This window comes from Pseudomonas sp. NCHU5216, from assembly GCF_052156495.1.
In the GTDB taxonomy this organism is placed as follows: domain Bacteria; phylum Pseudomonadota; class Gammaproteobacteria; order Pseudomonadales; family Pseudomonadaceae; genus Aquipseudomonas.
Genome location: NZ_JBQLIX010000004.1, coordinates 95,938 through 109,378, shown reverse-complemented (window position 1 = coordinate 109,378; position 13,441 = coordinate 95,938). Strand labels below are relative to the sequence as shown.

Sequence of the window (13,441 nt, the reverse complement as noted above, 5' to 3'; positions counted from 1 at the left end):
GTTTCCGTGGATAGACTTGCCGGATAAGCAAGATATCGAGGAATTTTTATGTCCGTCACCTTGGATGCCTACGATCAACGCATTCTTGCCCTGCTGCAGGAGGATGCCGGCCTTTCCACCGCTGAGATCGCCGAGCGCGTGGGTTTGTCCCAGTCGCCGTGCTGGCGGCGCATCCAGCGGCTCAAGGAGGAGGGGGTAATCCGCAAGCAGGTGACCCTGCTCGACCGCAAGCGCATCGGCCTGCAGACCCAGGTGTTCGCCCAGGTCAAGCTCAACGCCCATGGCCGTTCCAACCTCACCGAATTCGCCGAGGCCATGCGCGAGTTTCCCGAGGTGCTGGAATGTCATGTGCTGATGGGCGCGGTGGATTTCATGCTGCGCATCGTCACTCGTGATATCGAGGCCTACGAGCGCTTCTTCTTCGAGAAGCTGTCGCTGGTGCCGGGCATTCAGGAGGTGAACTCCATCGTCGCTCTGTCGGAGATCAAGTCGACCACCAGTCTGCCGCTGGGTTAGGGGCCGTTGACAGGCGGCTTCGGCGCTGCCGGCTCGCGCCGGGTGGGCGGTGTGAGGCCCATGGAGACGTAGATGCTGGTCAGTTGCTCGACGCCCATGTCCGCCGGGCGTATCCAGTCCACCGGCACGTAGAGCAGGCCACCGCCGATGGGGATGGGCGCGGTGGGCACGAGAATGGCGCAATAGGCGCGGCCCTCCAGCTCGATGCTCTCCGAACTGGGGCGCAGGGCCAGTACGGCGGCGCCGTCGCCACCGAAGAAGCACCAGACCGGCGCCATGGTGGCGATGTCCGGGTTCTTGCTCTTGTCCAGCAGGCCGACGAAGCGGTCGGCCAGGTTGTACAGGTTGCCCAGTACCGGCGTGCGCCGCAGGGTGCGGTCAAGCAGCCAGGTCAGGGGTTTGCGCAGGCCCAGTTGTACCGCCAGGCCGAGGGGATAGAGGCTGGCCACCAGCACCAGCGTGCCCAGCAACCAGGCCATGTAGCTGTTGCTGACGAAGGGTTGGCCGAGGGCGGCGAACACCTGCCCGATGGGCGTGGCCGGGCCGATCAGGCGATTGAGCAAACCCACGATCCAGGCCAGCAGCGCCAGGGTCAGGGCCAGCGGCAGCAAGGCCAGCAGGCCGGTCAGCCAGGTGGTGAGGAGCGATTTCAGGCTGCTTCGGAGCATGTGGGGGCGTTCCCGTCGAGAGGCAGGCAAGGCCGGGCGGCAGCGGGCCGCCGGCCTCATAGGCTGGCTCAACGCTGCAAGGCTTTCCAGGCTCGCAGCTGTTGCACTTTGATGCACTGCTCGGTGATGGCCTCGGCCTCGGCGTGCTGTTGCGCCAGCTCACTCAGTTTGCTCAGTTCGCCATACAGGCGATCGGCCTCGCTCAGGTCGAGCACCTGGCGTGCCAGGCGCAGCCAGACCAGCAGGCGTTCCAGGCGTGGCGACTGTTCCACCAGGCGCTGCGGTTGGCTCTGGTAATGGCGCAGGTTGAGCGCATTGGCTTCTTCGGCCAGTTGCGTGCTCAGCCAGTTGCTCACGGCGGCTTCGCCCTGACGCTGGCCACGGGCATTGCGCCCTTCGCGCCAGGCGCCGGCCAGCAGCCAGCGCGCCAGTTGCAGCGACAGCAGCCCCCAGCGCGGCGAATCCAGTTCGCTGGCGAACAGGGCTGGCGCCGCCTGGCGCATCGATTCGTCGGCCTGGCCGGCTTGCAGGCGTGGGCGCCAGTCGTCGAGCAGGGCGTCCAGGCCCTGGCGCAGTTCACGGCTGCTGGCGCGTGGCACGGCCTGGCCGAGGCTGCCGAGCAGCGCGCGCAGTTCACCCAGGAGCTCGATCCAGTCGGCCAGCAGGCGCCAGTGGCCGTTCCAGCGATATTGCTCGGCCAGGCGCTGGCTGGCACCGAGCAGGTGCCAGGCCAGGGCGGTGAAGGCATCGTCCAGGCTCATTTCAGCGCTCAGTGCCGGCGTCGGCAGGCTCAGGCTGTAGCTGCCGGCATCGAACAGGCGATAGCCGCGCTCGGCCTTGCTGATATCGCAGGGCATCAGCGGCAGGCCTTCGGCCAGCTCACAGGCCAGCTCCAGCAGGGCCGCCGGTTCGCCCTGGCGCAGTTCCAGTTCCAGCTCGCAGATTTCTTCCTCGCCTTCGCCGGCGATCACCTTGCCCAGATCCAGGGCCGCTTCAATCACCACCCTGGCCTTGCCGCGACCCCAGGCGATCTCCGCCTTTTCGCGGACGAAGTCGGTGGTGAACAGCGGCATCAGGCTGGTTTTGTCGAGCTCGGCGAGGCTGGCCGGCCAGCACTGGTCATCGAGCTTGCCGAGATCCAGCTCGGGCTTGTCCAGATACCAGTCCCATTCGTTGCGCTCGGACAGCCCGGCGACGCTCTGGCCTCGGCTTTTCAGGGTCTGGATGAACTGTTCGCCATCGCGGCGCAGGCGCAGGGCGACCTTGGCCCCAGCCAGTTGGCGATCCACCGTGTCGTAGTACTGGTTGAACAGCGGGGTGCGCTGCCAGCCGCTCTTGTTGCGCTTCTTCAGCAGCGGGTGTTCGCGCAGTGCGGCCAGGGTGGCGCGGCTGGCGCGCAGTTTGATTTCGGTTTCTTTGACCATGGTCAGGAGCTATGACGCCTAGATATGAAATTGTGACAGTCCGATGATGCGCGCTGGCGGTCGGCAGGGTCGATCCCTATACTTGCGCCCTTCACAAAACGGGGATTTACCCTATGCCTATCAACCCTTTTGTCAGCCTGTTCGGCCGTTCTCCCATCGGCCCCATGCAACAGCATATCGCCAAGGCGCATGAATGCGCGGCGAACCTGGTGCCTTTCTTCGAGGCCGTGATGGCCGAAGACTGGGCCAAGGTGGAACAGGTACAACAGGAAATGTCCCGGCTCGAGCAAGAGGCGGACAAGCTCAAGAAGAGCGTGCGTCTGCACCTGCCCAAGAGCCTGTTCCTGCCGGTTCCGCGTTCGGATCTGCTGGAACTGCTCAGTGTACAGGACAAAGTCGCCAACCGTGCCAAGGACATCGCTGGCCTGATGCTCGGCCGGCAGATGGCCATTCCGCAGGCGCTGCAGCCCTTGATGCGCACCTACGTGCAGCGCAGCGTGGATGCCAGCGCGCAAGCGTTGAAGGCGATGAACGAGCTGGACGAACTGCTCGAGACCGGTTTCGCCGGTCGCGAGGCGGAGCTTGTGGAGAACCTGATCGAAGAGCTCGGTGCGATCGAGAACGACACCGACCGCCTGCAGATCGAGGTGCGCCGCAACCTGTTCACGCTGGAGAAGGATCTTCCCCCGGTCGATGTGATGTTCCTCTATCAGATCATCGACTGGATCGGCGATGTCGCCGACCGTGCCCAACGAGTGGGCAACCGACTGGAACAACTGCTGGCGCGCTAAGCGCCAGCGTCCTTTCTGGGATCTACGGAAACTGATTTTATGTCTCTGATTGCGGACTACGGGCTGGTTCTGCTCGTACTTGCCTGCCTTTTCGGTTTTTTCATGGCCTGGGGTGTCGGGGCCAACGATGTAGCCAACGCCATGGGTACATCCGTTGGCTCACGTGCATTGACCATCAAACAGGCGATCATCATTGCCATGGTCTTCGAGTTCGCCGGTGCCTATCTGGCCGGCGGCGAGGTGACCGAAACCATCAAGAGCGGCATCGTCGATGCCAACCTGATCAGCCCCAACCTGATGGTGCTGGGCATGATGTCGGCGTTGCTGGCGGCCGGCACCTGGCTACTGGTGGCGTCGATGCGTGGCTGGCCGGTATCCACCACCCACACCATCGTCGGGGCGGTGATCGGCTTCGCTGCCGTCGGCGTGTCGGTGGACGCGGTGCACTGGAGCGGCGTCGGCCCCATCGTTGCCAGTTGGGTGGTCACCCCCATGCTGGCGGGGATCATTTCCTTCTGCCTGTTCGTCAGCGTGCAGAAGCTGATCATCGACACCGATAACCCATTCAAGAACGCCAAGCGCTTCGTGCCGCTGTACATGTTCATCACCGGCTTCATGATCTCGCTGATGACCCTGAGCAAGGGCCTCAAGCACGTCGGTCTGAACCTCTCCAGCACCGAGGGCTTCTTCCTCTCGCTGGGCATCGGCGTGCTGGTCATGCTCATCGGCATCGCCCTGCTCAGCCGCATCCACGTCGATGCCGAAGCGGACAAGGCCTTCCACTTCTCCAGCGTGGAGAAGGTGTTCGCCATTCTGATGATCTTCACTGCCTGTTCCATGGCCTTCGCTCACGGCTCCAACGACGTGGCCAACGCGGTCGGCCCGCTGGCCGCCATCGTCGGCGTGATCCAGAGTGGCGGCGAGCTGGCGGTCGGCAGCAAGGCCATGGTGCCGGGCTGGATCCTGCTGCTGGGCGCGCTGGGCATCGTGGTCGGCCTGGCCACCTATGGCTACAAGGTGATCGCCACCATCGGCAAGGAAATCACCGAGTTGACTCCCAGCCGTGGCTTCGCCGCCGAACTGGCCGCCGCCACCACTGTGGTCAGCGCCTCGGGCCTGGGCCTGCCGGTGTCCACTACCCACACCCTGGTCGGTGCCATTCTCGGGGTCGGCATGGCGCGCGGTATCGGTGCGCTGAACCTGGGCATGATCGGCAAGATCTTCCTCTCCTGGATCATCACCCTGCCGGCCGGCGCGGTGCTGTCGATCGTCTTCTTCTTCATCCTGCGTGGGTTGTTCGGCGGGGTCTGAATCGCCGTTGGCGGTTTCACCTGAGGTTGGATGCTCCTATCATGGGGGCTCCGACCCAGGAGAGCGCCGATGCCTTTGCCGTCCTTTCGAGAGCAGTTCGCCGCGCTGATCGCCGCGCCGTCGGTGAGCTGTACCCAGCCCAACTGGGATCAGAGCAACGCCCCCGTCATCGAACTGCTCGCCGCCTGGCTCGGTGAGCTGGGCTTCGCCTGCGAAACCCAGCAGATCGCCCCCGGCAAGTTCAACCTGCTCGCCAGCCGTGGCTCCGGCCCTGGCGGCCTGGTGCTGGCCGGGCACAGCGATACCGTGCCCTTCGATGCCGCGCTGTGGCAGAGCGACCCGCTCAAGCTGACCGAGGTGGGTGACCGCTGGGTGGGCCTGGGCAGTTGCGACATGAAGGGCTTCTTCGCCCTGATCATCGAGGCGGTGCGGCCGCTGCTCGATCAGCCTTTCCAGCAGCCGCTGCTGATTCTCGCCACCTGCGACGAGGAAAGCTCGATGGCCGGTGCCCGCGCCCTGGCCGAGGCCGGTCGCCCGCTTGGTCGCGCTGCGGTGATCGGCGAGCCCACCGGCCTCAAGCCCATCCGCCTGCACAAGGGGGTGATGATGGAGCGCATCGACATCCTCGGTCGCAGCGGCCATTCCTCCGACCCGGCGCTCGGCCATAGCGCACTGGAGGCCATGCAGGACGTGATGGGCGAGCTGCGCGGCCTGCGCGCGCAGTGGCAGCGCGAGTTCAACAACCCGCAGTTCAGCGTGCCGCAACCGACGCTGAACCTCGGCTGCATCCACGGCGGCGACAACCCCAACCGCATCTGTGGCCAGTGCGCCCTGGAGTTCGACCTGCGCCCGCTGCCGGGCATGGATCCGGAGCAGTTGCGCGCGGCCATCCGCGGCAAGCTGCAGCCGCTGGCGCTCAAGCACGAGGTGCGCATCGACTACGGCCCGCTGTTCCCCGCCGTGCCGCCCTTCGAGCAAAGCGCCGACGCCGAGCTGGTGCGCCTGGCCGAGCGTCTGACCGGGCATAGCGCGCAAGCGGTGGCATTCGGCACCGAAGCGCCTTATCTTCAGCACCTTGGCTGCGAGACCCTGGTGCTCGGCCCCGGTGACATCGAGTGCGCGCACCAGCCTGGGGAACACCTGGAGCTGGCGCGCATCGAACCGACCGTGGCGCTGCTACGGCAACTGATCCAGCACTATTGCCTGACCCGGAGTGACGACGTGCAGCGACGATGAGACCGACTTTCCAACCGAACATGGCGGCTTGCAGCCGCCCCACGTCTCGATGCCCACGGATCTCTACATGCACGACTACGTCACCTGGCTACGCCACGCTTCGCCCTATATCAACGCCCACCGCGACTGCACCTTCGTGGTCATGCTGCCGGGTGAGGGCGTCGCCCATCCCAATTTCGCCAATATCGTCCACGACCTGGTGCTGCTGCACAGCCTCGGTGTGCGCCTGGTGCTGGTGCATGGTTCGCGCCCGCAGATCGAGGCGCGCCTCGCGGCCCGTGGCCTGACCCCGCATTACCACCGCGACCTGCGCATCACCGACGCGCCGACCCTGGAATGCGTGATCGATGCCGTCGGCCAGTTGCGCATTGCCATCGAGGCGCGCCTGTCGATGGACATGGCCGCCTCGCCGATGCAGGGCTCGCGCCTGCGCCTGACCAGCGGCAACTTCGTCACCGCGCGGCCGATCGGCGTGGTCGATGGCATCGACTACCACCACACCGGCGAAGTGCGGCGCATCGACCGCAAGGGCATCAATCGCCAGCTCGACGAGCGCAGCATCGTCTTGCTGTCGCCACTGGGCTATTCGCCCACCGGGGAGATCTTCAACTTGGCCTGCGAGGACGTTGCCACCCGCGCCGCCATCGACCTGGCAGCGGACAAGCTGCTGCTGTTCGGTGCCGAGGACGGCCTGCTCGACGAGAACGGCAAGCTGGTGCGCGAGCTGCGCCCACAGCAGGTGCCGGCGCATCTGGCGCGCCTGGGCAGCAATTACCAGGGCGAATTGCTCGACGCTGCCGCGCAGGCCTGTCGGGGTGGGGTCAAGCGCAGCCATATCGTCAGTTACGCCGAGGACGGTGCCCTGCTCAGTGAGCTGTTCACCCGCGCCGGCAATGGCACCCTGGTGGCTCAGGAGCAATTCGAGTCGCTGCGCGAGGCCACCATCGAGGATGTCGGCGGCCTGATCGAGCTGATTCGCCCGCTGGAGGAGCAGGGCATCCTGGTGCGTCGTTCGCGGGAGGTGCTGGAGCGGGAGATCGAGCAGTTCAGCATCGTCGAGCGCGAGGGGCTGATCATCGCTTGCGCCGCGCTCTATCCCATCGCCGAGTCGGACTGTGGCGAGCTGGCCTGCCTGGCGGTGAACCCCGACTACCGCCACGGTGGTCGGGGTGACGAGTTGCTCGAACGGATCGAGGCCAGGGCACGGGCGCAGGGGATCAAGACCCTGTTCGTGCTTACCACGCGCACCGCGCACTGGTTCCGCGAGCGCGGCTTCGAGCCCAGCAGTGTCGAGCGCATGCCGGTGGCACGCGCGTCGCTGTACAACTATCAGCGTAATTCCAAGGTGTTCGAGAAAGCTCTGTAGGCTGCGCTGCGCGCAGAGAAATCCCCAGATTGCATCCGGGCTACGAGCTGCGCGCACCGAATAGCAAGGACAAGCCCCGGAGCCTATCCAGCGGACTGTAGGGTGCGCTGTGCGCACCGAATGGCAGCGCGTACTCGGCTTTGGCATTCTGCGCCGCTCTAACTCCTGCGGTCGTCGCTAAGCGGTACGCCGTTTGCGGGAGTTTTGGGCGTGAGTTGGGGTGCCGAACTTGGCATGGGCCGGCAGACTGTTCGCTTCGCTACGAGCGGCCGGAGTCTCGGTTCGCCCTGTGCCTGGCGTCAGGCGCTGTGCTGGTGCAGGCGCCACTTCTCCTGGCCATCGTCCCAGCCGGCCTCCCAGGCTGCGGCCGGGATTTCTTCGGCGTAGGGTTGGCGGGCCTTGGCCTGGCCGGTGAGGCCGGCCATGTAGCCCTGCTGGTACGCCTTGGTGAGGCCTTCCAGGCTCCATTGCGGCGAGGCATCGTGTCGCTCGGGCGCCATTTGGCGTGCTCCCATTTCAGTCCGTTGAATGCATGCTAGTTGTTCGCCCGAGCGGCCGTCTGGCCGCCCGTCCGGCCTTTTGCTCCGCTGGCAGGCTTTGTGACGAGGTTCACACGGCCAGGGCGAGAATGCTCGCCTGGTAGGCGGCGACGAAGGCGTCGAAATCCCCTTCGTCCTGGCTCTCCAGCTCGGCCTGTTCGGCCAGCGACCGGCGTGCGGCCTGTTCCAGCGCAGCCTGTTGTCCGCCCTCCAGCGGCTGGGCCTGGAAGTACTCGGCGTGCTGACGGCTCTGCTGCAGGGCGAACGCGGTGAAGCTCATGCCCTGACGCAGAATCGCCAATACCTGCGCCGAGGGGGTCATCTCCACATCCGCCACCTTGGCTTGCTGCTGGGCCAGGGCTTCGACATGGGCAGTGCTGCCCTGGGCGCGGTCGAGCATTTCGGCCAGCGGCAGGATGCGTTCGAGCAACTCGCCGGCCCAGCTCTTGAGTTCCACCGACTGGCCGCCACGCTGCAGGTGCAGCCCGGGGCGCCGGCCTTCCTTGACCACCTTGAGGAAGTTGCTGGTGCAGTTGCTGCACTCGCCGTTTTCCAGCAGCGGGCTGTCTTCCAGCGCGCAGAACAGCAGGAAGGCGTCGATGAAGCGGGCCTGGGCCAGGTCGATGCCCAGTGGCAGGAAGGGGTTGATGTCCAGGCAGCGCACTTCCACGTACTGCACGCCCCGGCTGGTCAGCGCCTGGATCGGGCGCTCGCCGCTGTGGGTGACGCGCTTGGGGCGGATGCTCGAGTAGTACTCGTTCTCGATCTGCAGGATGTTGGTGTTGAGCTGCAACCACTCGTCACCACGCTTGGTGCCGGCCTCGACATAGGCCGGGTAGGGCGTGCCGACGGCCAGGCGCAGGCTGTCGGTATAGCTGGCCAGGTCGTTGTAGCAGGGCGTCAGGCCGGCTTGCGCGTTGCTCTGGTAGCCCAGGTCGCTCATGCGCAGGCTGGTGGCATAGGGCAGGTACAGGGTGCTGGCATCCAGCTCCTGCAATTGGTGCGGGCGACCGCGCATGAAGCCCTTGTCCAGCGCCGGCGAGGCGCCGAACAGGTACATCAGCAGCCAACTATAGCGGCGGAAGTTGCGGATCAGCGCGATATAGCGCGCCGACTGATAGTCGCGTGTGCTGCGGGCGTCGCCTTCGCTGCGTTGCTGCAACTGCCACAGCCCTTCGGGCAGGGAGAAGTTGTAGTGGATGCCGGCGATGCATTGCATGGTCTTGCCGTAGCGCAGCGCCAGGCCCTTGCGGTACACGTACTTGAGGCGGCCGATGTGCGAGCTGCCGTAGCAGGCGATGGGGATGGTCTCCTCGTCCGGCAACTGACAGGGCATCGACGCGCTCCACAGCAGCTCGCCGTCGAGCTTGCCATTGGTGAAGCGGTGGATGCGTTCCAGCTCGTCCAGGGTTTGCGCCGGATCGGTGGCGGTGCCGGTGATGAATTCCAGCAGCGACTCGGAATAGTCAGTGGTGATCTGCGCGTGGGTCAGCGCCGAGCCCAGCGCCTGCGGGTGCGGGCTCAGAGCCAGCTGGCCATCGCGGTCGACGCGCAGGCATTCGCGCTCGATACCGTGCAGGCATTCACCCAGCAGGGACAGGTTGGCCGGCTCGCCGAGCTGGGCCAGGCGGCGGGAGAGAAGGTCGCTCAAGATGCAATTCCTAACTGGGCAGTCGCGACAATATGAGGACTGCAGCGGCAAGCTTCAAGCTGCAAGCCTCAAGTAACAGCGCTTGGACATTTCCTTGCAGCTTATGGCTTGCCGCTTGCTGCTGCTTATACGCAGGCGAAGGTGCCTTGTGCCTTGGCGACCAGTTTGTCGCCCTGCAGCACTTCGGCTTCGACCACCTGGGTGCGGCGCCCTGCGTGCAGCACCTTGGCATGGCACAGCACGCTGCCTTCGGACACCGGGCGGATGTAGTTGATCTTGCACTCCAGGGTCACGCTGCTCGGGCCGCCATCGCCCAGGCTGTGGCTGGCCTGGCCCATGGCGGTGTCGATCAGCGAGAACAGCGCGCCGCCATGCAGCTTGCCGTGCAGGTTGCGCAGCTCATCGGTCAGCACCAGGCGCACGCGCGCCTCGCCGCCGCCGGCCTGGAGAATCTCCAGGCCGAGCAGGCGGGAAAAGGCGCTGCTGGCGCCTATCTCCTGGGCGTCGCTCATTTCTTCAACTGCTTGGCGTTGGCGAACAGTGCGGCCATGCCGCCGGTGGCCGGCGCCGGCTTGTCCTGACTGGAATAGCGCTCGCTACGCGGGGTGTTGCCGCCACGGTTGCCAGCGCTGCGCTGGCCGCCACGGGCGCCCTCTACCTTCTCTCCCGGCGTGTCGCTCATGCGCATGGACAGGGCAATGCGGTTACGCGGGATGTCCACTTCCATCACCTTGACCTTGACCACGTCGCCGGCCTTGACCGCCTCGTGCGGATCCTTGATGAACTTCTCCGACAGCGCGCTGATATGCACCAGGCCGTCCTGGTGCACGCCGATATCGACGAAGGCACCGAAGTTGGTGACGTTGGTCACTACGCCTTCGAGCACCATGCCCAGTTTGAGGTCGTTCAGCGTTTCCACGCCTTCCTGGAACTCGGCGGTCTTGAACTCCGGGCGCGGGTCGCGGCCGGGCTTGTCCAGTTCCTTGAGGATGTCGCCGACGGTGACCAGGCCGAAGCGCTCGTCGGTGAACTTGGCCGGGTCAAGGCGCTTGAGGAAGGCCGAATCGCCGATCAGCGAGCGGATGTCGCGGCCGGTGTCCTGGGCGATACGCTCCACCAGCGGGTAGGTTTCCGGGTGCACCGCGGAGGCGTCCAGCGGGTTGTCGCCGTTCATCACGCGGAGGAAGCCGGCAGCCTGCTCGAAGGTCTTCTCGCCCAGGCGTGGCACCTTCTTCAGCGCGGCACGCGAGGTGAAGGCGCCGTTGGCGTCGCGGTACTGCACGATGTTCTGCGCCAGCGTGGCGTTGAGGCCGGAAATGCGCGCCAGCAGGGCGGCGGAGGCGGTATTAACGTCCACGCCGACGGCGTTCACGCAGTCCTCGACCACGGCGTCCAGGCTGCGCGCCAGCTTGAGCTGCGACACGTCATGCTGGTACTGGCCGACGCCGATGGATTTCGGGTCGATCTTCACCAGCTCGGCCAGCGGATCCTGCAGGCGGCGGGCGATGGACACTGCACCGCGCAGTGACACGTCGAGATCGGGGAATTCGCGGGCGGCCAGTTCCGAGGCCGAGTACACCGAGGCGCCGGCCTCGGAGACCATCACCTTGGTCAGCTTGAGGCCCGGCACCTTCTTGATCAGCTCGGCGGCCAGCTTGTCGGTCTCGCGGCTGGCGGTGCCGTTGCCGATGGAGATGAGGTCGACGCCATGCTTGGCACACAGCTTGGCGAGTATCGCCAGGGTGCCGTCCCAGTCGTTGCGCGGGGCGTGCGGGTAGACGGTGGCGGTTTCCAGCACCTTGCCGGTGGCGTCGACCACGGCCACCTTGCAGCCAGTGCGCAGGCCGGGGTCGAGGGCCAGGGTGGCGCGCGGGCCGGCTGGCGCGGCCAGCAGCAGGTCATGCAGGTTACGGGCGAACACGCTGATCGCCTCGTCCTCGGCCTTCTCGCGCAGTTCGCCGAGCAGGTCGGTTTCCAGGTGGTTGTACAGCTTGACCTTCCAGGTCCAGCGCACCACCTCGGCCAGCCACTTGTCGGCGGCGCGGCCTTTGTTCTCCAGGCCGAAGCGCTCGCCGATCATCAGCTCGCAGGGGTGCAGAGTGCCCGGCAGCTCTTCGCCGACTTTCAGGCTGGCGCTGAGCACGCCCTCGTTGCGCCCACGAAAGATCGCCAGCGCGCGGTGCGACGGCACGCCTTTGAGTGCTTCGTCGTGCTCGAAGTAGTCGCTGAACTTGGCGCCCTCGTTCTCCTTGCCCGGCACCAGGCGGGCGCTGAGGGTGGCGTTGTCCTTGAGGAAGCTGCGCAGCTTGTCCAGCAGCGCGGCGTCTTCGGCAAAGCGCTCCATGAGGATGTACTTGGCGCCTTCGAGCACGGCCTTCACATCGGCGAAGCCCTTGTCGGCGTCGATGAAACGTTCGGCTTCGGCTTCCGGTGTCAGGCTCGGGTCATTGAACAGCGCGTCGGCCAGCTCGCCGAGGCCAGCTTCCAGCGCGATCTGGCCCTTGGTGCGGCGCTTCTGCTTGTACGGCAGGTAGAGGTCTTCAAGGCGCGTCTTGGTGTCGGCCAGGTCGATCTCGCGCTTGAGCTCCGGGGTCAGCTTGCCTTGCTCCTCGATGCTGGCGAGGATCGCGCCACGGCGTTCGTCAAGCTCGCGCAGGTAGCGCAGACGCTCTTCCAGATGGCGCAGTTGGGTGTCGTCGAGGCTGCCGGTTACCTCTTTACGGTAACGGGCGATGAAAGGCACGGTGGAGCCTTCGTCGAGCAGGGCCACGGCGGCAGCGACCTGTTGCGGGCGCACGCCCAGTTCTTCAGCGATGCGGTTGTTGATACTGTCCATAAATAAAGCTACCCACTGAGCGACAGGGTGGCCGCAAGAGTGCAGGCCAGAGACGAAAGGGCACCTCTAAAAACTACCTGCGTTGCCATCGCTGCGTTAAAAACAGGCTCAAAATGCTCATTTACAGCGCGTAAACTGCGCTTTTTCGCCTGTTTTTGCCTTGCGCTGGCTGCCTCGCCTACATTTTTAGAGGTGCCCGAAAGCGGCGCATTATAAACACCGCATTCACCTGTGCTGAGAACCATTCGGGGAAAAATCTGCTAACAATGGCTGAGACGCCCAGCCATGCGCCTGAGCGATAATGCCGCCACTTGCCGTCATCAGCACGGCTGCCCAAGGAGACGCCATGACCCAGTCCGCTGCCCCAGTTGCCGAAGGCGAGAAGATTCTTATCGTCGATGACGACGCCCGTTTGCGCCGCCTGCTCGAGCGTTTCTTCGATGAACAGGGCTACCGGGTGCGTGCGGTGGAGAATGTCGAGCAGATGGATCGCCTGTTGGCTCGCGAACTCTTCCATCTGGTGGTGCTCGACCTGATGCTGCCGGGCGAGGATGGCCTTTCCGCCTGCCGCCGCCTGCGCGAGGCGGGCAATCAAATGCCCATCATCATGCTCACCGCCAAGGGCGACGAGGGCAGCCGCATCCAGGGCCTGGAACTGGGCGCCGACGACTACCTGGCCAAACCCTTCAACCCGCGCGAGCTGCTGGCGCGGATCAAGGCCGTACTGCGCCGGCAGGCTCCCGTGGTGCCGGGTGCGCCGGGCACCGAGGATCAGAAGGTCAGCTTCGGCGAATACGAGCTGTCGCTGGCCACGCGCGAGCTGAAGAAGGGCGATGAGGTGCACATGCTCACCACCGGCGAGTTCGCCGTGCTCAAGGCCCTGGTGCAGCATGCGCGCGAGCCGCTGACCCGCGACAAGCTGATGAACCTGGCCCGTGGCCGCGAGTGGGATGCACTGGAGCGTTCCATCGACGTGCAGATCAGCCGCCTGCGCCGCCTGATCGAACCGGATCCGTCCAAGCCGCGTTATATCCAGACTGTCTGGGGCGTGGGTTACGTGTTCGTGCCGGACGGAAATAAATGAAGCTGCAAGCTGCAAGCCA

Annotated in this window: 12 protein-coding genes; 6 read left to right on the top strand and 6 right to left on the bottom strand. The window is 65.4% G+C overall.

Features of this window, described 5'->3' with window-relative positions; translation table 11 throughout:
* The first annotated feature begins 48 nt into the window (after positions 1–48).
* Complete coding sequence (locus ACSVIK_RS04830; RefSeq protein WP_442443235.1) at positions 49–516, top strand: Lrp/AsnC family transcriptional regulator; 468 nt, start codon at positions 49–51, stop codon at positions 514–516.
* Here the strand turns inward: ACSVIK_RS04830 and ACSVIK_RS04825 are convergent.
* Both ACSVIK_RS04825 and ACSVIK_RS04820 read right to left on the bottom strand, forming a co-directional pair.
* Positions 513–1,184 carry a DUF502 domain-containing protein gene (locus ACSVIK_RS04825; RefSeq protein WP_442443234.1) on the bottom strand — a complete coding sequence of 224 codons (672 nt, stop codon included), beginning with the start codon at positions 1,182–1,184 and terminating at the stop codon, positions 513–515. The two genes, ACSVIK_RS04830 and ACSVIK_RS04825, sit on opposite strands and share 4 nt — an antisense overlap.
* 68 nt (positions 1,185–1,252) lie before the next feature.
* Positions 1,253–2,608, bottom strand: a complete 1,356-nt coding sequence (locus tag ACSVIK_RS04820; RefSeq protein WP_442443233.1) for a CYTH domain-containing protein — start codon at positions 2,606–2,608, stop codon at positions 1,253–1,255.
* A gap of 113 nt (positions 2,609–2,721) precedes the next feature.
* On the opposite strand from ACSVIK_RS04820, the gene ACSVIK_RS04815 reads away from it, so the two are divergent.
* The 4 genes from ACSVIK_RS04815 (at position 2,722) to argA (ending at position 7,312) form a co-directional block, all read left to right on the top strand.
* Positions 2,722–3,399 (top strand): TIGR00153 family protein, encoded by a 678-nt coding sequence (locus tag ACSVIK_RS04815; protein ID WP_442443232.1) that lies wholly within the window; start codon positions 2,722–2,724, stop codon positions 3,397–3,399.
* 39 nt (positions 3,400–3,438) lie between these two features.
* Complete coding sequence (locus tag ACSVIK_RS04810; RefSeq protein ID WP_442443231.1) at positions 3,439–4,710, top strand: inorganic phosphate transporter; 1,272 nt, start codon at positions 3,439–3,441, stop codon at positions 4,708–4,710.
* A gap of 69 nt (positions 4,711–4,779) precedes the next feature.
* Positions 4,780–5,946, top strand: a complete 1,167-nt coding sequence (gene argE, locus ACSVIK_RS04805; protein WP_442443230.1) for an acetylornithine deacetylase — start codon at positions 4,780–4,782, stop codon at positions 5,944–5,946.
* A gap of 67 nt (positions 5,947–6,013) precedes the next feature.
* Positions 6,014–7,312 carry an amino-acid N-acetyltransferase gene (gene argA / locus ACSVIK_RS04800; protein ID WP_442443229.1) on the top strand — a complete coding sequence of 433 codons (1,299 nt, stop codon included), beginning with the start codon at positions 6,014–6,016 and terminating at the stop codon, positions 7,310–7,312.
* Positions 7,313–7,611: 299 nt separating this feature from the next.
* Here the strand turns inward: argA and rmf are convergent, their stop codons facing one another.
* The 4 genes from rmf to ACSVIK_RS04780 all read right to left on the bottom strand — a co-directional run bounded on the left by rmf (position 7,612) and on the right by ACSVIK_RS04780 (position 12,338).
* Positions 7,612–7,812 carry a ribosome modulation factor gene (gene rmf / locus ACSVIK_RS04795; protein ID WP_442443228.1) on the bottom strand — a complete coding sequence of 67 codons (201 nt, stop codon included), beginning with the start codon at positions 7,810–7,812 and terminating at the stop codon, positions 7,612–7,614.
* A gap of 109 nt (positions 7,813–7,921) precedes the next feature.
* Entirely contained in the window at positions 7,922–9,502 is a 1,581-nt protein-coding gene (gshA, locus tag ACSVIK_RS04790; protein ID WP_442443227.1) for a glutamate--cysteine ligase, read from the bottom strand.
* Positions 9,503–9,627: 125 nt separating this feature from the next.
* Complete coding sequence (locus ACSVIK_RS04785; protein WP_442443226.1) at positions 9,628–10,014, bottom strand: PaaI family thioesterase; 387 nt, start codon at positions 10,012–10,014, stop codon at positions 9,628–9,630.
* Positions 10,011–12,338: a Tex family protein gene (locus tag ACSVIK_RS04780; RefSeq protein WP_442443225.1), complete on the bottom strand. Its 2,328-nt coding sequence runs from the start codon at positions 12,336–12,338 to the stop codon at positions 10,011–10,013. The genes ACSVIK_RS04785 and ACSVIK_RS04780 overlap by 4 nt, the downstream gene beginning before the upstream one ends.
* Positions 12,339–12,684: 346 nt before the next feature.
* Here ACSVIK_RS04780 and ompR point away from each other — a divergent pair, with 346 nt between their 5' ends.
* Positions 12,685–13,422, top strand: coding sequence for an osmolarity response regulator transcription factor OmpR (ompR, locus tag ACSVIK_RS04775; RefSeq protein WP_268179685.1), 738 nt, complete (start codon positions 12,685–12,687; stop codon positions 13,420–13,422).
* Positions 13,423–13,441 lie beyond the last annotated feature (19 nt).

Bases quoted from the DNA above. Each gene is read 5' to 3' on its own strand.
- ACSVIK_RS04815 (WP_442443232.1), top strand. From the start codon at position 2,722: ATGCCTATCAACCCTTTTGTCAGCCTGTTCGGCCGTTCTCCCATCGGC.
- ACSVIK_RS04820 (WP_442443233.1), bottom strand. From the start codon at position 2,608: ATGGTCAAAGAAACCGAAATCAAACTGCGCGCCAGCCGCGCCACCCTG.
- ompR (WP_268179685.1), top strand. From the start codon at position 12,685: ATGACCCAGTCCGCTGCCCCAGTTGCCGAAGGCGAGAAGATTCTTATC.
- rmf (WP_442443228.1), bottom strand. From the start codon at position 7,812: ATGGCGCCCGAGCGACACGATGCCTCGCCGCAATGGAGCCTGGAAGGC.
- ACSVIK_RS04780 (WP_442443225.1), bottom strand. From the start codon at position 12,338: ATGGACAGTATCAACAACCGCATCGCTGAAGAACTGGGCGTGCGCCCG.
- ACSVIK_RS04785 (WP_442443226.1), bottom strand. From the start codon at position 10,014: ATGAGCGACGCCCAGGAGATAGGCGCCAGCAGCGCCTTTTCCCGCCTG.
- ACSVIK_RS04830 (WP_442443235.1), top strand. From the start codon at position 49: ATGTCCGTCACCTTGGATGCCTACGATCAACGCATTCTTGCCCTGCTG.
- ACSVIK_RS04810 (WP_442443231.1), top strand. From the start codon at position 3,439: ATGTCTCTGATTGCGGACTACGGGCTGGTTCTGCTCGTACTTGCCTGC.
- argA (WP_442443229.1), top strand. From the start codon at position 6,014: ATGCACGACTACGTCACCTGGCTACGCCACGCTTCGCCCTATATCAAC.
- argE (WP_442443230.1), top strand. From the start codon at position 4,780: ATGCCTTTGCCGTCCTTTCGAGAGCAGTTCGCCGCGCTGATCGCCGCG.
- ACSVIK_RS04825 (WP_442443234.1), bottom strand. From the start codon at position 1,184: ATGCTCCGAAGCAGCCTGAAATCGCTCCTCACCACCTGGCTGACCGGC.